The organism is Microbacterium sp. F1-18 (assembly GCF_052921305.1).
The window spans coordinates 533988-556950 of the sequence record NZ_JBREVD010000002.1 but is presented as its reverse complement, the minus strand read 5'-3'; the positions used below and the strand labels follow the sequence as shown (position 1 = coordinate 556950).

Below are 22963 nucleotides of genomic sequence, written 5' to 3'. Positions count from 1 at the left end.
TCCGGCATGAGCACTCCTCTCGATTCTCCCGACCAGGGCGGTCTCGCGACCCTCGACCGTGAGCTCGAAGAGCTCATCCGCGAGGAGACGATCGAGCCGGGCGACCACGAGCGGTTCTCGCATTACGTCAAGAAGGACAAGATCCTCGAGTCGGCGATCACCGGCAAGCCCGTGCGTGCGCTCTGCGGCAAGAAGTGGACTCCGGGTCGCGACCCCGAGAAGTTCCCGGTCTGCCCCACATGCAAGGAGATCTACGAGTCGATGACGCGCTGACGCGTCGCCGATCTCGCGAAAACGCACCGTCCCGCCGAGAACGCACCGTCAAAGGTGCACTCTCAGCGAGGCGGTGCGTTTTCGGCGTGGTAGACCGTCGGGATCGCGGGTTCGGAGCGGCTGAGTGCGAGAGCTCGAACCGGCATCTCCTCGATCACGCTGGCGTGGTGGGCGCGGGCGGCCCGCACGCCGGCGGCACCGATCCAGTCGCCGACCGCCCGGCCATCCGCGAACAGCATCGTCTGCAGTGCGCGAGCGTCGGGGTGCTCAGCGGGCGTGTCGAGGGGCTCGAATCCATCGGACACCACCACGACCTCCTCCTTGGCGGTACCGCCGACGAGGGCTCGGAACGCCGTCTTGCGACCGCCGTGCGACACCTTGTCGGCGGAAGCCTTCGCCACGGAGAGCCATGATCCGTCGTCGTTCTGCCGCGCGACCAGCTTGTAGACCATGCCTGCAGTCGGGGTGCCCGAGCCCGTGACGAGCGATGTCCCGACTCCGTAGGAATCGACGGGGGATGCCGCGAGCGCCGCGATCGCGTATTCATCGAGGTCGCTCGTGACCGTGATGCGCGTGCCGTGGGCGCCCAGCGCGTCGAGCTGCGCGCGGACGTCCGCGGCGACGGTGGGGAGGTCGCCGGAGTCGATCCGCACTCCGCCGAGGTCCGTTCCCGCCACCCGTACGGCCGTCGCGACTCCCTCGGTGATGTCGTAGGTGTCGATCAGCAAGGTCGTGTCGACCCCGAGCGCGTCGATCTGGCTGCGGAAGGCCTCCTCCTCGCTGTCGTGGAGCAGCGTCCAGGCATGCGCGGCGGTGCCCATCGTGGGGATGCCCCACGTCCGTCCCGCCTCGAGGTTGCTCGTCGCGCCGAATCCGGCGATGTGCGCGGCGCGGGCGGCGGCGACGGCGCTGCGCTCGTGCGCACGGCGCGACCCCATCTCGGCGAGCGGACGGTCGCCCGCGGCGATCGCCATGCGTGCAGCGGCGGTGGCGACGGCGGAGTCGTAGTTGAGGATGCTGAGCACAAGGGTCTCGAGCACGACGGCCTCCGCGAACGTCCCCTCGACGGTCAGGACCGGTGAACCGGGGAAGTAGAGCTCGCCCTCGCGGTATCCGGTGATCGTGCCGGTGAAGCGATAGTCGGCGAGCCATGCGAGGGTCTGCTCGTCGAGCGCCCCGTGATCGCGGAGGAACGCCAGCTCATCGTCGCCGAAACGGAAGTCCTCGATCTCCTCGAGCAGTCGTCCGGTGCCCGCGACCACGCCGAACCGGCGGCCGCCGGGCAGCCGTCGCGCGAAGACCTCGAAAACGCAGCGCCGATCCGCCGTGCCGTCGCGCAGCGCGGCCTGCAGCATCGTGATCTCGTAACGGTCGGTGAGCAGAGCGCTGGAGGCCATGAGTGCCACTGTAGCGACGCGGCATTCCGTCACCGTCACGGGATGCCGCGGCCGCGACGCCAGGTAGGCTCGATGATCGTGAACGACGCGCCCATCGGAATCTTCGACTCGGGTGTCGGCGGGCTCACTGTGGCGCGGGCGATCTCGCAGCTCCTGCCCCGCGAGTCGCTGCTCTACATCGGTGACACGGCCCACTCGCCCTACGGGCCCAAGCCCATCGCCGACGTCCGTCGCTACGGACTGGAGGTGCTCGACACGCTCGTCGACGAGGGCGTGAAGATGCTCGTCATCGCGTGCAACACCGCCTCCGCAGCGCTGCTCCGCGACGCACGTGAGCGTTACGACGTGCCGGTGGTCGAGGTCATCAACCCCGCGGTCCGCGCCGCGATCTCCACCACCCGCAACGGTCGCATCGGCGTCATCGGCACGGTCGGCACGATCGCGTCGCGCGCCTACCAGGACATGCTCGAAGTGAACGAGCGTCTCGAGGTCTTCGCGGCATCCTGCCCCCGGTTCGTCGAGTTCGTCGAGGCCGGCATCACCCAGTCACCCGAAGTGCTGGCGGTCGCCGAGGACTACCTCGCGCCGCTGCGCGAAGCGGGCGTCGACACCCTCGTCCTCGGTTGCACCCACTACCCGTTCCTCGAGGGCGCGATCAGTTACGTCATGGGACCCGACGTCGCCCTGGTCTCGAGCGACTCCGAGACGGCGAAGGACGTCTACCGGCAGCTCGTGTCCGGCGGTCTCCTCGCGAACGACGACGCCGTGCCTCGTCATGTCTACGAGGCGACGGGCGATTCCGGCGACGACTTCCTCGACCTCGCCGACCGGCTCATGGGCCGAGGCGTGCCGTCGGTGCGTCTGGTCCAGACGGGCGCCATCGTCTTGCCGAAGCTCGCTCCGCCCGCATCCTGACCCTCACCCGCCCTCCGATCGGAGACTCTTCATGACCGATTCCCTGCGCGCCGACGGCCGCACCGCCGACCAGCTCCGCACCGTGACCATCGAGCGGGGCTGGAGCGCCCACGCCGAGGGATCGGCTCTTGTGAGCTTCGGCGGCACGAAGGTGCTGTGTACCGCCTCGTTCACCAACGGGGTGCCGCGCTGGCTCACCGGCAAGGGCAAGGGGTGGGTCACGGCGGAGTACGCCATGCTCCCGCGGGCGACGAACAGCCGGAACGACCGCGAGTCGATCAAGGGCAAGGTCGGTGGTCGGACGCACGAGATCTCGCGCCTGATCGGTCGCGCTCTGCGCGCTGTCGTCGACACCAAGGCGCTCGGTGAGAACACGATCGTCATCGACTGCGACGTTCTGCAGGCCGACGGTGGCACCCGCACCGCGGCGATCACCGGAGCGTACGTAGCGCTGGCCGACGCGATCGAGTGGGGCCGGTCGCAGAAGTTCATCGCACAGCGCTCCGTGCCGCTGGTCGACTCGGTGTCGGCGGTGTCGGTGGGGATCATCGACGGAACGCCGATGCTCGATCTCGCGTACGTCGAGGACGTCCGAGCCGAGACCGACATGAACGTCGTGGTCACGGGTCGGGGGCTCTTCGTCGAGGTGCAGGGCACCGCTGAGGGGGCGCCCTTCGACAAGCGCGAGCTCGACGCGCTGCTCGAGCTCGGCGTGAACGGCTGCGCGCAGCTGCGCGACATCCAGGCGGCGACGCTGGCATGACCGGCCGTATCGTCCTGGCGACTCACAACCCGCACAAGGTCGAGGAGTTCCACGCGATCGTCGCCGCCGTCCGCCCCGACCTGGAGGTCATCGGGTACGACGGGCCGGAGCCCGTCGAGGACGGCGTCACCTTCACGGAGAACGCGCTGATCAAGGCCCGTGCCGCGGCGGCGCACACCGGCTTGCCGGCCCTTGCCGACGACTCGGGGATCTGCGTCGATGCGCTCGGGGGAGCACCCGGTGCCTTCTCGGCCTACTGGGCCGGCCACAAGAAGGATGCCGCGGCCAACACGGCTCTGCTGCTCGATCAGCTCGCCGACATCGCCGACCCGCGACGCACGGCTCAGTTCGTCTCGGTCATCGCCCTCGTCGACGGCGACACCGAGCACGTCGTCGAGGGCGTCTGGCCGGGCCGGCTCGCGACCGAGGCCGCCGGCGACGGCGGCTTCGGGTACGACCCGGTCTTCGTGCCGGATGGCCAGCCGGAACCCGCGCGCACGGTCGCGCAGTGGTCCGCGGCGGAGAAGAACGCGGCATCCCACCGCGCCCGAGCCTTCGTCGCGCTCACGGAGCTGTTGCGCTCGCTCTGAGCGGGGCCTCGCCGGTACGCCCCCGCCTCGCGTCCGAAGTCTGCATCGCACCGTCTGCAGGCACCGTCTGCAGGCACCGTCTGCAGGCTGAGCCCCGGCATCACCGGCGCGGAAGCCCTCCGGCCGTCGTTCAGCCTGTGGACGGGACTACGATCGGGCTTGACCCAAGCCAATGGGGTGGGCGCAAGCCTGCCGTAAGCGTGAGGCGTTTAGTTTCGCGGGGCTGCCCGGTGCCTTGTGCCCGATACCCGGTGCCCCGTCGGCACTGTGGGCTTTCGCACGGCCCGTCAACAGGCTGAGGACTGTCGTGTGGCCCGAGTAGTGGCCTGATGCGCGGCTCAGCCTGTCGGCGGCACGGCACGGCCCGGCAGGGCACGGCAAGGCAGGTCACGGCCCGGCACGGCCCGGCACGGCCCGTCAACAGGCTGAGGACTGTCGTGTGGCCCGAGTAGTGGCCTGATGCGCGGCTCAGCCTGTCGGCGGCACGGCACGGCACGGCACGGCACGGCACGGCACGGCACGGCACGGCACGGCCCGGCAGGGCACGGCACGGCACCGCACGTCCATCGGAGCCCACCCGAACCGTCGGGAGGGCTAGCCCTCGTCGCGGCGGACGTCGCCCGGCTCGCGATCGGGGCGGAGGCCCCGCCACCGGGCGTGGCGCAGGATGCCGCCGGGCGTGAACTCGGCGAACTCGACCTCTCCGACGAGCTCGGGCCGCACCCACAGGGCGTCGGAGGCGTCGGCCGCGGGGATTCCGACGAACGGGTTCTCGTCGGTGCGGAGCGGGTCGAGGGCCGCGGTGAGCCGGGCGAGTTCGGCATCGGAGAATCCCGAACCGACGCGACCGGCGTACTGCAGCGAGCCGTCGTCGTCGGGAATGCCCAGCAGCAGAGAGCCGATGCCGCCTCGGCGCGAGCCCTTGCCTGGCCGGATGGCGCCGACGACGACGTCCTGCGTCCGAGTGAGCTTGACCTTGAGCCACTCGTCGGAGCGGACACCGACCCGATACCGGGACGACGGGTCCTTCACGACGGCGCCCTCGAGGTCGAGTTCGCGGGCGGTGGCCAGCGCAGCGTCGAGGTCGTCGGTCACGGGCGGCACCGTGAGCGGCGGCTTCGCGTCCCTGACCGCGGACTCAAGGAGCCGACGACGCTCGCGCAGCGGCAGTGCGGTCACATCGCGGGAGCCGTGCTGCAGCAGGTCGAAGACGAAGAAGTCCGCGGGTGTGCGGTCGCGCTCTCGGGCGATGTCGCGCGCCTTGGTCAGGTGCATGCGGTTCTGCAGGAGAGGAAAGCTCGGACGTCCGGACTCGTCAAGCGCGACGATCTCACCGTCGAGCACGAGAGGTGTGTCACCGAGTCCGAGATCCGCGTCGTCGCCCGTGAGTTCGGGATAGCGGGACGTGATGTCGGTGCCGCTGCGCGCGCACAGCCGCATCCGCTCGCCGTCCCAGTGCGCGATCGCCCGAACACCGTCCCATTTGAACTCGACCCACGGCCCCCACCGCTCCGCCGTCGCTCGCGCGGTTCCCGGAGATGACGAGACGGCCAGCATGGGAGCCGGCAGGCTGGCCGGGCCCGATGCCGTGTCATCGGCTTCGGCTTCGGCTTCGGGTTCGGCTTCGGGCCCGGCCTCGGAGCCAGACCTGCCGGATGCCGCAGACGGCGTGGCGCCCGGCTTCGCGCTGGCAGCCTCCGTCTTCATCCGGTGCAGCAGCCACTGCGACTTCTCACCCGATCCGCCGGTGCGGATGAGAACGAGGCGAGCGTCGGAAGCGGCTCCGCCGGGCGTGCCGTGGAGTGTGATGATGATCTCGTTTTCACGCCACTTCTCGAGGTCGTAGACGCCGGTGTCCCAGATCGTCATCGTTCCCGCGCCGTACTCGCCGGCGGGGATCTCGCCGTGGAAGCTCAGGTACTCCATGGGATGGGGTTCGGTCATCACGGCGAGATGATTGCGCTCGGTCGTCTCGGGGATGCCGCGGGGCACCGCCCAGCTGACCAGCACGCCGTCCCGTTCCAGGCGCAGGTCGTAGTGCAGGCGTCGCGCGTGATGCTCCTGGATGACGAACCTCGGCCTGTCTGCGGCACCGGCGCCGGAGACACCGCCTGCCGCGACCGACACGGCGTCGGGCATGGGCTCGGGTGTTCGCTCCGCCGACCTTTTCGCGAGGTAGGGCGCTAGCGGCGCGGTGCGACGGGGCGCGAGCGGCGCCAGTGGGTCGCCGAGGTCGACGGCGCGCTCGAGAACCTCGTCGAAGCGCAGGTGACGAAGGGACGGGTCTTCGAGCTCGTCCCATGTGCGTGGTGCAGCGACCGTGGGTTCGTCTCGCCCGCGGAGCGAGTAGGGCGCGATGGTGGTCTTCGAGCCGTTGTTCTGGCTCCAGTCGAGGAAGACCTTGCCGGCGCGGGCGCTGCGGTTCATCTGACTGATGACGAGGTCGGGGTGGTCGGCCTCCAGGGCCCGGGCGAGCTCTTTCGCGAAAGCCGAGGCCTGTTCGCTCGTCTGCGCGGCGGCGAGCGGGGCATACAGATGGATGCCCTTACTGCCGCTCGTCACGGGAAACAGCTCCATTCCCATGTCCGACAGGATGCTGCGCACCCACCGCGCGACCTCGGCGCATTCGGCCAGGCCGACTCCCGGCCCCGGATCGAGATCGAGGACGAGTCGGTCGGGTGCACCGCGCTCGCCCGCGTCGGTGAAGCGCCACTGGGGGACGTGCAGTTCGAGGCTCGCGACCTGCGCGAGGTAGACCAGCGCTGCCACCTCCTCGACGAGCGGATAGTCCTTCGCGCCGGTGGAGTGGTCGATGGGCATGCGGGGGAGCCACGAGGGGGCGCCGCGTTCGAGGTCTTTCGCGAAGAAGTCGGGCTGGTCGACGCCCTCGGGCCAGCGCTTGCGCGTCACCGGACGCCGGTCGAGGTGCGGCAGCATCAAGGGCGCGATGCGCGAGAAGTAGTCGATCACCTCGCCCTTCGTCGTCCCGGTCCGCGGGTAGAGCACCTTGTCGAGGTTCGACAGGCGCAGCCGGCGGCCGTCGACCTGCACCGTCTGCTCTCCTGCCATGCCGACAGGGTATTGCGCCAGCCGCTGGCGTCGGCGAGGGGTTGCGGTGTGTACTTCCTCCATGAGATCGATCTGGAAAGGCGCCCTCACCTTCGGGCTCGTCAATGTGCCGGTGAAGGTCTACTCGGCCACCGAGGATCACGACGTTCCGCTGCATCAGGTTCACAACGCCGACGGCGGACGCATCCGATACCAGCGCATCTGCGAGATCGACGGCGAGGTCGTTCCCTACGCCGACATCGATCGTGCCTACGACGACGGCGAGCAGACGGTCGTGCTCACGAAGGACGACCTGGCCTCGTTGCCCTCCGAGCGCAGCCGCGAGATCGATGTGGTGGAGTTCGTGCCGAGTGAGCAGATCGATCTGCTCACCCTCGACAAGGCGTACTACCTCGAGCCGGATTCGTCGTCGCCGAAGTCGTACGTGCTCCTGCGGAAGACCCTCGAACAGACCGATCGGACCGCGATCGTACGGTTCTCGTTGCGGCAGAAGACGCGGCTCGCCGCGCTTCGCGTGCGAGGTGAGGTCCTCGTGCTGCAGACCCTCCTGTGGGCCGACGAAGTCCGGGAGGCGGCGTTCCCCGCGCTCGATGAGTCGGTGCGCATCTCGGCGAAGGAGCTCGAGATGTCGGCGTCCCTCGTGGAGAGCTTTTCGAGCGACTTCGATCCCGAGGCATTCACGGACGAGTATCAGGAGGAGCTGCGGACCCTCATCGACGCGAAGCTCGAGAAGGGCGACGCCCTCGACACGTCGGAGACCTTCGGTGAGAAGGCCGAGAAGGAGGGCGGCGAGGTCATCGATCTGATGGAGGCGCTGCGGGCGAGCGTCGAGCGCAGCCGTGCGGCGCGTGGCGGGGGCTCGAAGACGTCGGACGGTGGCGACGCGGGGCGCGCGAGCACCCAGACGAACGCGAAGAAGACCACCACGAAGGGCGCAGCGAAGAAGGACGTGGACGAGAAGGCGCCCGCGAAGCGGGGGGCCGAGAAGAAGACGGCCGACAAGAAGACTCCCACGAAGAAGAGCGCGAAAGCCTCCTGATCAGCTCCGCGGCGGCTCGTGGTCTCGGTCGACGTCCGCCCGCGCACCCTCGGGACGGTGCGGGTGGGTGTGACCGTGCTCGTGAAAGACCTCCGGGTCGAGCACGAGCTCGCGTGCCTCGGCGGCATCGGTGTACTGATCGGGCCCGGCGGCCATCTCCTTCTTCGCTTTGCGCTTCTCGGCGAAGTAGTGCCACACGATGAAGACGACGGTGCCGACGACCGCGGCGAGCAGGATGACGTCGATGTACTTCGCGACGAACTCGCCGACACCGGGGATGAGGCTCACGAGGTAGCCGATCACGGTCAGGCCGAAGCCCCAGATGACGGCCCCGATGAGGTTGTAGAGCGAGTACCGATGCCACGGCATCTTGCCGACACCGGCGGCGACGGGCGCGAACGTGCGGACGATGGGCACGAATCGGGCGAGGATGACGGTGACGCCGCCGTATCGCTCGAAGAACGCGTTCGTGCGCTCGACGTTGCGGCGACTGAACAGGCCCGATTCCTTGCGCTCGAAGACGGCGGGACCGCCCTTGCGGCCGATGACGTAACCGACCTCACCGCCGAGGAAGGCCGACAGCCCGATCAGGAGACCGACGATCCAGACGTTGATCCCGAAGACTCCGTGGGGTGCGTGCGTGACCGGGTTCGACAGCAGGCCGGCCATGATCAGCAGCGTGTCGCCGGGGAGCAGGAAGCCGACGAGCAGTCCCGTCTCGGCGAAGATGATGAAGCACACCACGAGCAGAGCCCAGGGACCAGCCGCGCTGATGATGGTGGCGGGGTCGAGCCAAGGGATGAGGGCGATCTGATGCACGAGTTTCCCGTCGGGAGAGGATGACGCGAGGGCGGGCGAACGCCCGATCCGTGCGGAAGGTGGGACTTGAACCCACACGCCGTGAGGCACAGGAACCTAAATCCTGCGTGTCTGCCAATTCCACCACTCCCGCGGACGGGTTCAGTCTAGGCGTCAGCGATAAGCGAATCCGTCCGGATAACCCCCGAATTCGCCGAGACGATGGGGCGGTCGCGGCGCGCATGGCCGCTCGGGCCCACCTATCGCGCGATGGAGCTCCTGAGTCCAGAGTTCGGGACGTTCGCTGACGCGTCAGCGAGTCGCGGTGAGCCGCCGATGAACCAGTACCCCGCCCCGACGACGAGACCACCGCCGACGAGGTTCCCGGCGCCGACGAGCAGGAGATTGAGCGCGAAGCCGCCGACCGAGGCCGACGGGTCACTGGACAGCAGACCGATCGTGAACGTCGTCATGTTCGCTACGACGTGCTCGAAGCCCGAGGTGATGAACGCGAGGATCGCTGCGAACACGACCAGGATGCGGGCGCTCTCGCTGCGGAGCCGTACCGTCATCCAGATCGCGACGCAGACGAGGACGTTGCACAGGATGCCGCGGACGAACAGTTCGAGGGGCGATTCGTGGGCCTTCGCCGCGAGCATGTCGGAGACCATAGCGCCCGCCGCTGCGTTGCTGTGAAGAACGCCGGATGCGACGATCAGCGCCCCGAACACGACTGACCCGACGAGGTTGGCGCCGAACGTCCATACGATCGCCGCGGCGGCCCGACCAGGGGGCACGGCTCGCATGAGCGCGGCTTGGGGAACCGTCATCATCGACGAGGTGACGAGCTCGCCGCCCGCAACCACGACGATCGTCAGCGCGACGCCGAACACGAGGCCCGACACGAGCTTGCCCCAGCCCGAGCCGGCCGCGAGAAGCGGTCCGGCCGCGGTGACCATCAGTACGACGCCGACGCCGATGTACGCGCCCGCGAGCATCCCCGAGATTGTGAAGCGTGCGGGGGAGCGCAACCCATCGACCTTGTGCCGGCCGTTGTCAGCCTGCGCGGCGAGGGCCTGGGGGATCGTGAGCACGGGATCACCGTCCTTCCGCCGCCAGTGTGCGCTCGACGAGCGGGCGACGGGGATGCGGCGGGCCGGGGATAACCCGTCAGCGCACGGCGAGCGCGCTCGGCTCGGAGACCTCGGCCCGAACAATGGCTGCCCCCGCCACCAGTGCGCTGATCTTGTCGTACGCGACGGCACGGGGAAGCGGCGCCATGCCGCAGTTGGTGCTGGGGATCAGCTTGTCGGCGTCGACGAACTCGAGCGCGCGGCGGAGAGTGTCGGCCACCTCATCCGGGGTCTCGATCTCATGGCTCGCGACGTCGATGGCCCCGAGCATCACCTTCTTGCCGCGGATGAGCTCGATCAGCTCGACGGGCACGTGCGAGTGGTGGCTCTCGAGCGAGATGACGTCGATGCTCGATCGCTGAAGGAGCGGGAACGACTCCTCGTACTGCCGCCACTCGGGCCCCAGTGTCGCCTTCCACTCGTTGTTCGCCGTGATGCCGTAGCCGTAGCAGATGTGCACCACCGTCTCGGCGCGCAGGCCCTCGGCTGCTCGCTCGAGCGCGGCGATGCCCCAGTCCTTCATCTCGTCGAAGAACACGTTGAACGCCGGCTCATCGAACTGGATGATGTCGACGCCGGCGGCCTCGAGCTCGCGGGCCTCCTGATTGAGGATCGTGGCGAACTCCCACGCGAGCTTTTCGCGGCTGCGGTAGTGATGATCGGCCAGCGTGTCGATCATGGTCATCGGGCCCGGGAGCGCCCACTTGATGGGCCGGTCGGTCTGCTGGCGGAGGAAGACCGCGTCGTCGACGAACACCGGCTGGCGGCGGCTGACGGTGCCGACGACGGTGGGGACGCTCGCGTCGTAGCGGTCGCGGATGCGCACCGTCTCGCGTCGCTCGAAGTCGACACCGTTGAGGTGCTCGATGAACGTGGTGACGAAGTGCTGACGCGTCTGTTCGCCGTCGCTGATGATGTCGAGCCCGCGGCGTTCCTGCTCGTGCGCCGCGACGCGCAGGGCGTCGCGCCTGCCTTCCGTCAGCGTGTTGCCGGTCAGTTCCCACGGCGACCACAGCACTTCGGGCTTGGCCAGCCATGACGGCTTCGGAAGGCTGCCGACGGTGGAGGTGGGCAGGAGGGTGTGCGACACGGATCGTCCTTCGGTTCAGCGGGTCGGCGCGAGCGGGGCAGCGGGTGCGGTGTAGCGGGCGGCCCAGCGGCTGAGCACCTGCCGGTGGGGGGTGACGAAGTGCTCCTCGGCGTACTTGCCCTGCGTCGTGGCCAGTTGGCTGCGCTCGACCCGGTCGTAGGTGATGTCGGTCCGCACGAAGTCGTCCCGCTCGAGGCTGGGCCGGTAGACCTCGCCCGCGAGCTCGGTCGCGTTGTAGATCTCGGGCCGGTAGATCTTCTGGAACGTCTCCATGGTGCCGATCGTGCCGGCCAGTTGCAGATCGGTGTAGTCGGCCAGCAGCTCGCCGCGGTGATAGAACGCCAGCGGGGCGACACTGCCGCGCGGCATGAAGTAGCGCACCTGGAGCCCCATCTTGGCGAAGTACTCGTCGGTCAGCGAGAACGAGTCCTGCTCGTACTCGACGCCGAGGACCGGATGCCGGTTGCCGTTGCGCCGGTACGTACGGCTCGTCGACACGCTGATGCACACGACGGGTGCCTGGGGAAAACGCTCGCGGTAGGCGTCGGACTCGAGGAAGTGCTGGAAGAGCTTCCCGTGGAGGTCGCCGAAGTCGTCCGGCACGACGAACGTGCCGGGCGTCTGCTGGGCCGACGGCAACAGGATGCTGAAGTCGTAGTCGCGCAGGTACGACGAGAAGTTGTTGCCGACGATGCCGTGGTGGCGCTCGCCGGTCCGCCGGTCGACGATGTGGATGTCGAGCACCTCGAGCAACGGGAACTCGCGGTCCTCGCCGGTGGCGGCGGCAGCATCCTCGCCGTCATCTGCGAACCGCAGGTTCGCTGACACGATGTCGAGCTCGGCGGTGTACCGATCGCCCGCGGGGTTGTCGGTGCGGGTGAGGTCGTTGAGGCGGGCGTCGATCATCGCGAGTGCCCCGCGGAGGTTCTCGCGGCGGCGCTCGCCCCGGGCGAGGTTGGCGAAGTTCGTCGTGATGCGCGATGAGTCGGAGGGGGAGTAGTCCTCGTCGAAGCGCGTCGTGGAGATGCGGAACGTGAACTCGTTCGCCATGAGCAGCCAATCAAGCGGAGCTCCGGAGAGCCATGCGGAAGGTGATCGCTCCATCGTGAGGGGTGGCGACAGTCATCGGGTAATTCGCTCTCGCTATCCGGTGCCATAGTCTTTCGCTATGGCCGGGCGTCGAAGCGGGATCACCCTGCAGCAGTTGCAGTACTTCATCGAGGTGGCCGCCGAGGGCTCGATCTCCGCGGCCTCCGATCTGCTCTATGTCGCGCAGCCCACGATGTCGGCGGCGATGAAAGACCTCGAGACGCGGGTGGGCCGCGATCTGCTCGTCCGCTCGGCTCGCGGGGTGACTCTCACGACCGACGGCGTGGAGTTTCTCGGGTACGCCCGCCAGGTCGTCGAGCAGGCCGAGCTGCTCGAACAGCGCTACCTCGGACGGCCACCGTCGCGGCGGCTGCTCGGTGTCTCGACGCAGCACTACTCGTTCGCCGTCGACGCGTTCGTCCGGATGGTCCGGAGTACCGGGTCGCCCGAGTACGAGTTCTCGCTTCGCGAGACCCGGACGTGGGACATCATCGAAGACGTCCGGACGCTCCGCAGCGAGCTCGGCATCCTGTTCCGCAACGACTTCAACCGGAACGTCATCGACAAGCTGCTGCGGGATTCGGGGCTCGCGTTCCACCCGCTGTTCGTCGCCCAGCCGCACATCTTCGTCTCGCGCCGGAACCCGCTCGCCATGCGTGCCCGCGCAACGCTCGACGACCTCGTCGACCTGCCGCGCCTGACCTTCGACCAGGGCGCGAACAACTCGTTCTACTTCGCCGAAGAGATCCTCTCGACGCTGTCGAGCAAGCAGGAGATCCGGGTGTCGGATCGCGCGACGATTTTCAACCTCATGATCGGCCTCGAGGGCTACACGATCTCGACGGGCATCATCAGTGACGACCTCGACCCAGAGATCGTCGCCGTGCCCCTCGACGTCGACGAGCGCATCGAGATCGGCTGGATCGGCCGCACGGCCGTGCCACTCACCGAGCAGGCGCAGCGCTATCTCGATGAGGTGCGGGCTGTCGTCGGAGGTTTCGGGATCGAGCTGCTCGGATGAGGCTGGGATGGCGAGATGGTGAGCCGACCGGCCCTGTGGAAGGTCGCCACCGCTTCACGGGGTAGCCGCCACGATGCGGGGTGCCCGTTACGCCCCCACTGCTGCATCTGTGCAGCACGCATCGGCGGCATCGCGGCCGTTGACGGCGCGTCTATCTGAGCCGTCATGGGCTGCTTCACCGGAGGTTGAGTCATGAAGCGTTCGAGAGGCCAGTTTCTCCTCTTCTTCATCATCGCAGTGGGGGCGGGAGCGAGCCTGATCTGGTTGCTACCAGCGGCGCTCGGCGATGACGCCACCGTGCAGAGTTGGATCCCTGCCGCGCTCGGAGCGATCTTCGCAGCAAGCGCCTTCGTCGCATGGAAAGTCCGCCCAAACTGGAAGCAGACATCTCCGACGTAAGTGCCGCACACAGTAGGAGAATGGAAGACCCCCGTGGGTGATTACCTGCGGGGGTCTCTCTCGTACCGATGTCGCTCGCTGAAGTATCACCTGTCAGCGCCAAGCTCGACGTCACCCACAACGCCACGCCACCCCACGAACACCGTCCTGCCGTCCGCGCCTACGTGCGAATCAGTCGCCGCAATGTCATCTACGGCATGGCATGCGCCAGGTCGTTTAGCGCCTCTGCAGTCAGCTCGTCGTGTTGCGGCCGCATCTCGTCGAGAGGTCGCGTGCCTCGATTCGGCAACACGACACGTCGTCCGCGCGAATGCGACAGCCAGCCGCCGCGTTTCAGGCCGACGTTCGGGTTGAAGAGACCAACCGATCTGGCACTGTGGAAAGTCGCCACCGCCTCGTCGGATAGCGGCAACGATGCAGGGGTGAGCAGTACCCCGTCATCCGCACCCGGCTTCGAGCCCCCTGACCTGCCCCCAGAGACGCGTATCGCGTGCAGTCTGCGCGATCGGCTCCGGTCGGAGGGGATCGATCCCGCGCAGCGACCGGAAGAGGTCGAGCGCGTCGCGATCGCAGAAGTCCAGCGGCACAACGACTTCGCCCTGGCGCGGGGGTTGGAGGCTGTCGACGATGAGCACTCAGCGGTGCGGCGCGTTCTTGCATCCGTCGCCGGGTACGGCCCGTTGCAGGCGCTTCTGGACGACCCGAGCGTGGAGGAGCTGTGGATCAACGCTCCCGACCGGATCTTCGTCGCTCGCGGCGGCCGGAGCGAGAGAGTCGCGCTGACCCTGTCCGAGGGTCAGGTGCGCGACCTGGTCGAACGGATGCTGCACGCGAGCGGTCGGCGCGTCGATCTGAGCCAGCCCTTCGCTGACGCGTCGCTCCCGGACGGTTCGCGGCTCCACGTGGTCATCCCCGACATCACGCGGCACTGGGCTGTGAACGTCCGCAAGTTCCTCCGCACGTTCCGCACGCTCGACGACCTGGTGGACATCGGGTCGGTGACGGTCGAGGCGGCGGACATCCTACGCACGGCGATCGCACACGGACGGAACATCATCGTCTCCGGTGCGACCCACGCGGGGAAGACGACCATGCTCAGCGCACTGATCGCGGCGAGCCCACCCGCGCCGCGGGTCGTCACGGTCGAGGAGACCTTCGAGCTCGCCGTTGATCTGCCCGATGTGGTCGCCCTGCAGGCCCGCCAGCCGAGCCTCGAAGGCGGAGGAGAGGTGACGCTGCGACGCCTCGTGAAGGAAGCCCTCCGCATGCGACCCGACCGCCTCGTCGTCGGCGAGGTGCGCGATGCCGAAGCTCTCGACTTGCTCCTCGCTCTCAACACCGGCGTCCCCGCCGCCGCGACCGTGCACGCGAACTCCGCCGCCGACGCGCTTCGGAAGCTCTCAGCGCTCCCGCTCCTGGCCGGACGGAACATCGACATCGAGTTCGTGCGCGACGCTCTCGCGGCATCCGTCGACCTCGTGGTGCACTGCGAGCTCCTGGCTTCGGGACGTCGACGCGTCGCCGAGATCGTGTCTCCCACCGGCGCCGTCATCGACGGGGTCGTCGCGACGCGGTCGATCTATCGGAGCCCGGCGTGATCCTGCTGTGGGGCGCAACGCTCGGTGCAGGGCTAGTGCTCATCGTCCTGCCCTGGCTGTCGCCTCGCACGGCGACGACACCGGCGACATCCGGTCGCGCTCGGCGCTTCGGTCGCGACCTCCTCGGCTCTGCTGGATTCGCGCAGGCCCCGGTGAGCGGGTTCGGCGCCATCTCGGTCGGGACGGCAGCGCTTGCCGCCGCGGCTGCGTGGCTGGTGACGTCGCTCCCCGCCGTCGCCCTCCTCGCCGCCGGTGCGGGCGTCCTGCTGCCGACGGCCTGGCTGCGCTCCCGCTCCCGCAGACTGCGGCGGGCGCGCCGCGGGCTATGGCCCGACGTGTGCGACCTGCTCGTCGCATCCGTTCGAGCCGGGATGCCGCTCGGCGACGCGGTCTCGTCGATCGCGGAGACCGGGCCGCCGGCCCTTCGCCCCGCGTTCAGGGGGTTCGAGCGAGACCTCGCCGCCTCCGGACACTTCGACACCAGTGCCGCGCGTCTGCAGACGGTGCTCGCAGATCCCGTGGCCGACCGCATCGTGGAGACGCTTCGGATGGCCCGGCAGGTGGGAGGGACTGAGCTGGTCCCGGTGCTCAGGGCGCTCTCGACGTCCGTTCGTGCCGATGCGGCTCTCCGCGCTGAGGTGGAGGCACGCCAGTCGTGGATCAGAGGTGCAGCAGTGCTCGGATTGATCGCTCCCTGGGTGGTGCTCACGCTTCTGTCGCTTCGCCCCGAAGGCGCTCGCGCGTATGCCTCGGGAGAAGGAACCGTCCTCATCATCGTGGGCGCGGCGGTGTCGTTCGTCGCGTACCGGGTCATGCTGCGGATCGGCAGGCTTCCCGAACCGCGGCGGTGGGTGCGCTGACCGGTATGTCGGATCTCGCCGTTGCCGTCTTGCTGGGTACTGCACTTGCTTCGGGCCTCCTTCTCACGATCTCCGGGATGCCGCGGTGGATCGCGCCGCCCCTCGAACGCAGGATCGCCCCCTACTTGCGCGATATCGCCGATCCGATCGGCCTGACCCCGCTCCATCCGGGACCGTCCTGGCTCGGGGGCTGGCGAGAGCTCAGCATCCACATAGCGGCGAAGCTCGGCGGATCGGAAGCACTCCGCCGACGACTCGTGCGGGCGGGCTGGGCCCTGACACCCGAGGGCTTCCGTGTCCGCCAGCTGTTCGCGGGGATCGGGGGACTCACGGCGGGCACCACGCTGACGGTCGCAGTGGCGATGCGCGGAGAGGCGAACGGGGCGACGCTGCTGCTGCCGTTCGTGCTCGCTGCCGCGGGAATTCTCGTTCTCCACGTGGTGCTGGTACAGGCCGCCGAGAACCGGATGCGGCAGGTGCGTGAAGAGGTGCCGACGGTGCTGGAGTTCCTCGCGCTCTGCCTCTCTGCGGGAGAGGGCCTCCACGATGCGTTGCGTCGCGTCAGCGAGGTGGGTGCCGGTGAACTGACCGCACACTTGCGTGCTGCGGTCCTCGCGGCCGGAACCGGGTCGACCCTGACCGACGCCCTGCGCGAGATGGCGCGCTCACTCGAGGTGGCGAGCGTCGACCGCGCGGTCGACCAGCTCGTCGGCGCCGTCGAACGCGGTGCTCCCTTGGCGCAGGTGCTGCAAACGCAGGCCGCTGATGCGCGGGAAGACGCGAAGCGCGTCCTGATCGAACAGGCCGGGCGCAAAGAGATCCTGATGCTCCTTCCGCTGGTCTTCCTCGTGCTGCCTCTCTCGGTCCTGTTCGCAGTGTTCCCCGGCATCGTGATGCTGCGCCTGGGCCTGTGAGCGAAGTCGAAGACGAAGAAAGGAAACACAATGAGGGGACTGATCACGATGGTCCGCGGCACGGTACGAGACCTCCGGGATGACGAGCAGGGTGATGTTCCCGGCTGGGTGCTCGTGACCTTGATGACGGCGGGGCTCGTCGTGGTCATCTGGGCGCTCGCCGGTCCCGCGCTGTCGAACCTCTTCGAGCAGGCCATCGCACGGGTGTCTGGACTGTGACGTGGCGCTGACTCTCGACGAGCGAGGTTCGAGTCCGGCGGAGTTCGTGATGGTCGGAGCGCTCCTGACTCTGCTCATTCTGGGGGTCATCCAGCTCGCCCTCGCCGTCTACGTCCGCGGGGTCGCACACGACGCGGCCGTCGAGGGCGCCTACGACGCCGCGCTCGCCGATGTGACCGACGAGGAGGGAGCAGCGCGCGCCCGAGACATCGTCGACAGGACGCTCGGGCCGGCGTTCGTGCAAGACGTGCAGACACGCCGCACCACGGTGGGCGAGGCGACCATGGTGCAGGTGACGATGCGGATCACCCTGCCGCTCATCGGGTTGGCGGGCATACCGGCCGCATGGGAGGTGACCGCCCATGCACCGGCCGACGACGGAGAGTGAACGACACCGAAACGACGACGGCTCCGCGTCGCTCGAGTTCCTGACCGCCGGACTCATCCTGCTCGTCCCCGTCGTCTACCTGATCGTCTCACTCGGAATCGTGCAGTCGCACACGTTCGCCGCCCAGGCGGCTGCGCGACACGTCGCCCGTGCGATCGCGACAGCCGCGGATGTCGCTCAGGCCGATACGCGTGTCGACGCGATCACGCAGGCGATCGCCGCCGAGTACGGAATGACGGCCGACGACCTCGCGCTCGCCGTCGAGTGTTCGGGCAGCGGTCCATGCCCCGGAGCCGGTGAGATCATCCGCGTCACGGTGAACACCGACGCGGTTCTGCCGCTCGCGCCTCCCGTGCTCGGCCTCGACCGGCTCGCCCGGGTTCCGATCGAGGCGACCGCTGTGCAACGGATGCCGCGGGTGTGGGGCTGATCGTGAAGAGACGGTCCCGCCTGGGGAACGAGGGGAGCGTGCTGCCGCTCACGCTCGGCTACGCCCTCCTCGCCATCGCGCTGGTGCTCGTCAGCGTCGACGCGATGAGCCTCTACCTCGCGCACAAACGCGCGGACACGGTCGCGGAGGCCGCAGCGCTGGCGGCATCCGACGGGTTCACCTTCGTCGTCGAAAGCGGCTCGCCGCGCGCGCGACTCGACCCGGCCGACGTCCATGACCTGGCCGCCGAGGTCATCGCGGCATCCGGTGACGTGATGCTGGTCGACGCCGGAACGCCCGATGGGGTGTCCGCGCGAGTCACCGTAGCGACGGTGTGGCACCCTCCCGTCTCATCGGTGTTCGTGCCCGACGGTGTGCGGGTCGAGGCGACCGCGACGAGCCGGACCGTGCTGCGTTGAGTCCCCGACGCGCAGCAATCGCACAACCTCCTTTCCGGAGGAATGCGCGCTGACTATGGTCGGAGCACCGGCTATGCGTGGAGGGGGAGCCCGCTCATGACCCAGCAACTCGATGTCGACGACGACGCGGTGACGCGACTCGGCCTGATGGACACCGCCCCGGAGGAGCGCTTCGACCGCATCACGCGGCTCGCGCGCGAGATGTTCGACGTCGACTATGCCGTCGTCAACGTCGTGAACTCCGAGACGGTGTTCACGAAGTCGCAGCCGGCGGAGTCCGATTTCACGCACACCCCGATCGAGGACTCGTTCTGCGGCGAGGCCGTCAAGCAGCCCGCCGTGCTCGAGGTGCGCGACGGGCGCGCCGACCCGCGGTTCGCCGACCGTGCGATCGTCGCCGAGCACGGCATCCGCTTCTACGCGGGCTTTCCGATCCACACGGACGCGGGGGAGACCGTCGGCACGCTCTGCCTGCTCGACACCTCGCCCCGCGAGCTCAGCGACACCGACCGCGACGCCTTCGAGCGCTTCGGTCTCTGGGCTCAGGCTGAGATGCGCATGGACGACCCCGACGGCGCCGGCGCCGTGCCGCTGCCCGAGGGCGCCACGGTCCCCGCCGTACGCGATGACCGTCTCGCGGCGGGGGAGGTCCGCCTGGCCGCCCTGGCGATCCCGCACGGGCAGGTGAGCGGCGACCGCAGCAGCTGGCAGCAGCTCGGCGACCGCATCATCGTCACCCTCGCCGACGTGATGGGCAAGGGCGAGGAGGCAGGCGGTTTCGCTGAGGAACTGATCGGCGCGCTCCAACAGCGTGCTCACCTCGACCCCGTCGAGGCGATGCTGTCGGTCGAGGACTACGCCCGCCACGACAAGCGCTACCGTGACACCTTCGCGACCCTGTTCCACGCGGTGATCGACACCCGGAGCGGCCGCGTGGCCTACGTCGACGCCGGTCACGGACTCACCCTGCTGCTCCGCGCCGACGGCACGAGCGAACGTCTGAGCTCACGCAACCTGCCGCTCGGCCTCCGCCCGTCCGATGCCGATTGGGAGGCAGGCGAGACCGTGGTCGGCCACGGCGACCTCATCATCTCCGTCTCGGATGGCGCCCTCGACGCCTACGACTCCACGCTCGACAGCCTGCGCCTGATCGGCGAAGACCTGCGCCGTGCGGCAGAGCCCGACGCGTTCTTCGACGAGCTCTCGATCCGCGTCTCCGAACACACCGTCGACGACGATGTGACCGCAGTCGTCATCTCCGTGCGCTGACCTGCGTCGATGGCCCCGAGCTCAGCGGGGGATCACCGAGAACAGGAACCGCCGTCGCACCATCAGGTAGATGAGCGCGATGACCGCGGTATGGATGAGCGTCCCCTGCCAGAAGCTCTGCCGGTCGAGGCCGGGGATGTTCGCGACGGCCAGCACGAAGAACACGTGCACGATGAAGACGTACAGGCTCGCCTGCCCCAGCGGGATCCACAGCCACCCCATGACCGCGTTGATCGGCTTCCAGGCCACCGTGAGCACGGCGTAGCTGCAGGTGATCACGAGAACGAGGTCGAGCAGGCGCCCCCAGTGCAGGTCGATGCGCGGGTAGCCCGAGTCGTACAGCATCCCGTAGAGGCCCGCCGGGAACGGCGTCGGCTCGAACCCGAAGCTGTCGCCCGCCCAGAGGTAGACGAGGAACCCCGCGTAGCCGACGACGAAGATGCCGACGAGGATCTTTCCCGGTCTCGAGGTCAGTGCCCGGATGATCGGTCGCCGGTAGTACCCGATGACGAGTCCGTGCGTGAAGAGCACCTGCCAGGCCAGCAGGGGGAAGACCGCGTTGAACTGCGACGGCAGCGGCGACAGCTCCGGCATCGTGATGTGCAGGGCGTAGAGCCCCCAGCTTCCGGCGAGGACGAGCCACCACAGGCGACGGCGGATGAGCCACATGAGGGCCGGGTAGGCGAGACTCAGGACGACGAACAGGCCCATGATGTTGAACGGCCACGGCCCCATCTCCAGGAGGAGGAACTGCCTGACCGCATACCAGGGCGGTGGGTAGTCGAGCAGGCGATCGGCGTTGGGGTACAGGTCGTAGACGCGCCCGGTCGTGGTTTGCCCGTCCTCGCCGGTGCCTCGGTCGGTGAATGTCATGATCGCCGAGGCGTCGATGAACGGCACGAAACTGATGATGAAGATCAGCAGGATGACGGCGAGCGCGACCAGGTACTGCTTCCGCGCGCGCGCCCACGCGGCGAGGGCGGCGGCCCACTCGCCGCCGCGTTTGACGGCGGCCGGGAACACCATGCCGAGCACGATTCCGCTCAGGAGCACGAACAGCTCCGCGCCCGTGATGGCGCCGATGATATTCAGCGATGCGAAGGAGTACGGGCTCAGCACCTCGATGTGGGTGACGACGACCACGATGATGACGAAGCCCCGCATCATGTCGATGCGCAGGTCGCGGGTCGCGGAATCGTCGAGGTAGCGCCACGACGGCAGCGTCCGCCCGACGACACCCGAGACGAGGAATGCGATGGCGAGCACCGCTGCGGTGCCGGTGATCCAGTTCATCTCGTCGTTGCCCTGGCGGACCTGCACGGTGCTCGCCGCGGACTCCTGCGGAGTGATCACGTCGGTGATCGGGCTCCACTGCACCTGCCCGGAGGCGACGAGGTCGGCCCGGAACGCGTCGGCGAGCTCGCGCGACGCGGTCAGCCGCCAATCGACCTCCTGCGCACCGGCCTCGGCCTCTTCGCGCACGGCCTCGAGCCAGGTGACGGCGGTGATCCGCGGGTGGGTGGGCAGCTCGGCGAGCACCTGTCGCCACCAACCCTGCTTGACGGCGAGCTCGGAGTCGCCGTCGAGTGAGAACTCGTAGAGCGCGCCGGTGTCGAGGAGGAGATCCCGCTCCTGGCCCGCCGCGAACCGGTCGTAGAAGGTCTCCGCCTGCGGCACGGTGTAGCCCCACTGCTCGTCCAAGCGCGCGGCCACCTCGCCCTCGTCGGGCGCACTGTTCGACACGAGCGGCACGTCGCGACCCGCGGCTGCGCCGGACTCGCCTTTGCCGAAGTAGTACATCGTCAGACCCACCCGGTCGACGGCATCCGCGTCGGGGAAGTAGGGGCCGTACGGGTCATCGGCCTCAGTCAGCAGACCGTCGTCGTCGGTGTCGAGGGCACGGAGATCGGCGGGGGAGAGGTCATCGAGCCGGCCGTCGGCGCGTTCGAACGGGTACCCCGCGCCATACGAGGGGGCCCAGACCATCTCCGCGCCCGACCGGCCGTCGTGGACGGCGTCGGCCACCGTCTCGAAGGCGCGCACGAACTCCCGCGGCTGCTGCCCCCACGAGGTCCACGAGCCGTTCATCTCGGGGGCGAATCGCACCAGATGGTGCGTGTCGTAGTCGGCCTGCATCGTCTCGAGCATCGCGTTGAACGCCGCGGCATCCTCGCGCGTGAGGTCTGAGAGCGAAGCCCGGGGCTCCATGCTCAGAATCAGCACCGCCCCCTGGGCGGCAGCCGCGGTGGCAGCACGAGACCAGTCCTGCCGAGCCTTGTCGTCGAGCGGGTACGACAGGCGGATGGCGTAGCTCGCGGGCGTCTCGCCGAGTCGGTCGGCGTATCCGTCGGGCCCGTCGGACCCCCAGTCGAGCTCGGCGCCGAACCACAGCCCGTCTTGCGCGACGCCCGCTGTCCCCGGGTCGGGGGCTGCCGCGGCATCCGGACCCGCGCCCGTGTCGGCAACGGCAGCCGGCGCCGCGATCAGAGCAGCGGCGGCCGCGAAAGCGAGGGCTGTCAGTGTCCGTCTCAGGCGTCGTCTCACTCGCGACGGCACTCGAGACTCCACACGTTGCGCCCGTTCTCGTAGCGGTAGTCGAGCGCGTCGACGCTCGCGAGCGCGAGAGCGAGTCCGCGGCCGTCTTCGGCATCGGCCGTCGCCATCGTCACCGCACTGAGGTCGAGCTCCGCCGGCTGCGCGTCATCCTCGAACGTCGCTGTCAGAGCTTCGCGCGTGGCGTGGAGATCGAGCGTGAAGTGGCGGCCGTCCGCGCCCTGCGCCGCGACGGAGTGTTCGACGATGTTGCCGGCGATCTCCACGACGGCGGTCTCGAAGGCGAAACGCACGCGCGGCGCGACCTCGCCGACCTCTTCCCACCACGAGGCGAGGAGGTCGTGAACGGCCTCGACGCTTTCCAGCACGACCTCGGCGACGAGCCTCCGGTGCACTCCGTCATCCATCGAGAGCGTCCTGCACGGTCGCGCGTGGCCGGAGCACACGATCGAGGTTCGTGAGGCCGAGCACCATCGTCACTTGTTCGCTCGGAGCGGCCAGCCGCAGGTCGCCGCCGCCCTGTCGAGCGGTCTTGAGGCAGGCGACGAGGGCTCCCAGTCCCGACGAGTCGATGAAGGCGACGTCGGAGAGATCGACGACGACGGGGGAACCGCCGGCAGCGGCGATCTCCTCGGTCATCCGCTCGCGGAAGGGCCGCGCGGAGACCATCGTGAGCCGGCCATGGGGGCGGACGACGCGACCGTTGTCACGTACGTCGATATCGAGGTCCAGCATGT

Annotated in this window: 24 protein-coding genes and 1 tRNA gene; 15 read left to right on the top strand and 10 right to left on the bottom strand. The window is 68.8% G+C overall.

Features of this window, described 5'->3' with window-relative positions:
* The first annotated feature begins 6 nt into the window (after window positions 1-6).
* Window positions 7-273, top strand: a complete 267-nt coding sequence (locus ACU6RU_RS06885) for a DUF3039 domain-containing protein (RefSeq protein ID WP_023951164.1) — start codon at window positions 7-9, stop codon at window positions 271-273.
* Window positions 274-335: 62 nt separating this feature from the next.
* On the opposite strand, the gene ACU6RU_RS06880 is transcribed toward ACU6RU_RS06885, so the two are convergent.
* The gene (locus ACU6RU_RS06880) at window positions 336-1670 is read right to left on the bottom strand and encodes a nicotinate phosphoribosyltransferase (protein ID WP_446726189.1); all 1335 of its coding nucleotides are present in this window, start codon (window positions 1668-1670) and stop codon (window positions 336-338) included.
* 78 nt (window positions 1671-1748) lie between these two features.
* Between ACU6RU_RS06880 and murI the strand changes: the two genes are divergently transcribed.
* Genes murI through rdgB form a run of 3 tightly spaced genes read left to right on the top strand, consistent with a single transcriptional unit; the run spans window position 1749 to window position 3938 of the window.
* Window positions 1749-2585: a glutamate racemase gene (murI, locus tag ACU6RU_RS06875; RefSeq protein WP_120264321.1), complete on the top strand. Its 837-nt coding sequence runs from the start codon at window positions 1749-1751 to the stop codon at window positions 2583-2585.
* A 31-nt stretch (window positions 2586-2616) separates the two neighbouring features.
* Entirely contained in the window at window positions 2617-3348 is a 732-nt protein-coding gene (rph, locus tag ACU6RU_RS06870; protein WP_120262793.1) for a ribonuclease PH, read from the top strand.
* Window positions 3345-3938 carry an RdgB/HAM1 family non-canonical purine NTP pyrophosphatase gene (gene rdgB / locus ACU6RU_RS06865; protein ID WP_446726188.1) on the top strand — a complete coding sequence of 198 codons (594 nt, stop codon included), beginning with the start codon at window positions 3345-3347 and terminating at the stop codon, window positions 3936-3938. The genes rph and rdgB overlap by 4 nt, the downstream gene beginning before the upstream one ends.
* A gap of 594 nt (window positions 3939-4532) precedes the next feature.
* On the opposite strand, the gene ACU6RU_RS06860 is transcribed toward rdgB, so the two are convergent.
* On the bottom strand, window positions 4533-7007 hold the full coding sequence (locus ACU6RU_RS06860; protein WP_446726187.1) for an ATP-dependent DNA ligase: 2475 nt from the start codon (window positions 7005-7007) through the stop codon (window positions 4533-4535).
* A gap of 61 nt (window positions 7008-7068) precedes the next feature.
* On the opposite strand from ACU6RU_RS06860, the gene ku reads away from it, so the two are divergent.
* Complete coding sequence (gene ku / locus ACU6RU_RS06855; protein ID WP_446726186.1) at window positions 7069-8046, top strand: non-homologous end joining protein Ku; 978 nt, start codon at window positions 7069-7071, stop codon at window positions 8044-8046.
* Here ku and ACU6RU_RS06850 read toward each other — a convergent pair whose 3' ends face one another.
* The 5 genes from ACU6RU_RS06850 to ACU6RU_RS06830 all read right to left on the bottom strand — a co-directional run bounded on the left by ACU6RU_RS06850 (window position 8047) and on the right by ACU6RU_RS06830 (window position 12117).
* Window positions 8047-8865 (bottom strand): DedA family protein, encoded by an 819-nt coding sequence (locus ACU6RU_RS06850; protein ID WP_446726185.1) that lies wholly within the window; start codon window positions 8863-8865, stop codon window positions 8047-8049.
* A gap of 51 nt (window positions 8866-8916) precedes the next feature.
* Window positions 8917-8998 (bottom strand) — tRNA-Leu (locus ACU6RU_RS06845).
* A gap of 106 nt (window positions 8999-9104) precedes the next feature.
* Complete coding sequence (locus tag ACU6RU_RS06840; RefSeq protein ID WP_446726184.1) at window positions 9105-9938, bottom strand: formate/nitrite transporter family protein; 834 nt, start codon at window positions 9936-9938, stop codon at window positions 9105-9107.
* Window positions 9939-10014: 76 nt separating this feature from the next.
* Window positions 10015-11067: a methionine synthase gene (locus tag ACU6RU_RS06835; RefSeq protein ID WP_446726183.1), complete on the bottom strand. Its 1053-nt coding sequence runs from the start codon at window positions 11065-11067 to the stop codon at window positions 10015-10017.
* Between the two features lie 15 nt (window positions 11068-11082).
* Window positions 11083-12117 (bottom strand): putative oxygenase MesX, encoded by a 1035-nt coding sequence (locus ACU6RU_RS06830; RefSeq protein ID WP_446726182.1) that lies wholly within the window; start codon window positions 12115-12117, stop codon window positions 11083-11085.
* A gap of 118 nt (window positions 12118-12235) precedes the next feature.
* Between ACU6RU_RS06830 and ACU6RU_RS06825 the strand changes: the two genes are divergently transcribed.
* The 10 genes from ACU6RU_RS06825 to ACU6RU_RS06780 all read left to right on the top strand — a co-directional run bounded on the left by ACU6RU_RS06825 (window position 12236) and on the right by ACU6RU_RS06780 (window position 19673).
* Window positions 12236-13177 carry a LysR family transcriptional regulator gene (locus ACU6RU_RS06825; RefSeq protein ID WP_446726181.1) on the top strand — a complete coding sequence of 314 codons (942 nt, stop codon included), beginning with the start codon at window positions 12236-12238 and terminating at the stop codon, window positions 13175-13177.
* 192 nt (window positions 13178-13369) lie between these two features.
* Complete coding sequence (locus tag ACU6RU_RS06820; protein WP_147374349.1) at window positions 13370-13576, top strand: hypothetical protein; 207 nt, start codon at window positions 13370-13372, stop codon at window positions 13574-13576.
* A 422-nt stretch (window positions 13577-13998) separates the two neighbouring features.
* Window positions 13999-15174: a CpaF family protein gene (locus ACU6RU_RS06815; protein WP_446726180.1), complete on the top strand. Its 1176-nt coding sequence runs from the start codon at window positions 13999-14001 to the stop codon at window positions 15172-15174.
* Window positions 15171-16034, top strand: coding sequence for a type II secretion system F family protein (locus tag ACU6RU_RS06810; protein ID WP_289331337.1), 864 nt, complete (start codon window positions 15171-15173; stop codon window positions 16032-16034). Before ACU6RU_RS06815 ends, ACU6RU_RS06810 begins: the two co-directional genes overlap by 4 nt.
* Before the next feature lie 77 nt (window positions 16035-16111).
* Window positions 16112-16948: a type II secretion system F family protein gene (locus ACU6RU_RS06805; RefSeq protein ID WP_289331338.1), complete on the top strand. Its 837-nt coding sequence runs from the start codon at window positions 16112-16114 to the stop codon at window positions 16946-16948.
* Between the two features lie 30 nt (window positions 16949-16978).
* On the top strand, window positions 16979-17167 hold the full coding sequence (locus ACU6RU_RS06800) for a hypothetical protein (RefSeq protein ID WP_120262783.1): 189 nt from the start codon (window positions 16979-16981) through the stop codon (window positions 17165-17167).
* Window positions 17168-17216: 49 nt separating this feature from the next.
* Complete coding sequence (locus tag ACU6RU_RS06795) at window positions 17217-17555, top strand: TadE family protein (RefSeq protein ID WP_120264318.1); 339 nt, start codon at window positions 17217-17219, stop codon at window positions 17553-17555.
* Window positions 17530-17985 carry a TadE family protein gene (locus ACU6RU_RS06790; RefSeq protein WP_446726179.1) on the top strand — a complete coding sequence of 152 codons (456 nt, stop codon included), beginning with the start codon at window positions 17530-17532 and terminating at the stop codon, window positions 17983-17985. The genes ACU6RU_RS06795 and ACU6RU_RS06790 overlap by 26 nt, the downstream gene beginning before the upstream one ends.
* A 2-nt stretch (window positions 17986-17987) precedes the next feature.
* Window positions 17988-18404, top strand: a complete 417-nt coding sequence (locus ACU6RU_RS06785; RefSeq protein WP_446726178.1) for a pilus assembly protein TadG-related protein — start codon at window positions 17988-17990, stop codon at window positions 18402-18404.
* Window positions 18405-18500: 96 nt separating this feature from the next.
* On the top strand, window positions 18501-19673 hold the full coding sequence (locus ACU6RU_RS06780; RefSeq protein ID WP_446726177.1) for a SpoIIE family protein phosphatase: 1173 nt from the start codon (window positions 18501-18503) through the stop codon (window positions 19671-19673).
* A 21-nt stretch (window positions 19674-19694) separates the two neighbouring features.
* On the opposite strand, the gene opgC is transcribed toward ACU6RU_RS06780, so the two are convergent.
* The 3 genes from opgC to ACU6RU_RS06765 are packed head-to-tail and all read right to left on the bottom strand — an operon-like array spanning window position 19695 to window position 22961.
* On the bottom strand, window positions 19695-22217 hold the full coding sequence (gene opgC, locus ACU6RU_RS06775; RefSeq protein WP_446726176.1) for an OpgC domain-containing protein: 2523 nt from the start codon (window positions 22215-22217) through the stop codon (window positions 19695-19697).
* Window positions 22214-22633, bottom strand: a complete 420-nt coding sequence (locus ACU6RU_RS06770) for an ATP-binding protein (RefSeq protein ID WP_446726175.1) — start codon at window positions 22631-22633, stop codon at window positions 22214-22216. The genes opgC and ACU6RU_RS06770 overlap by 4 nt, the downstream gene beginning before the upstream one ends.
* A complete protein-coding gene (locus ACU6RU_RS06765) occupies window positions 22626-22961 on the bottom strand; it encodes an STAS domain-containing protein (RefSeq protein ID WP_120262779.1) in 336 nt (111 codons plus the stop codon). Before ACU6RU_RS06765 ends, ACU6RU_RS06770 begins: the two co-directional genes overlap by 8 nt.
* Window positions 22962-22963 lie beyond the last annotated feature (2 nt).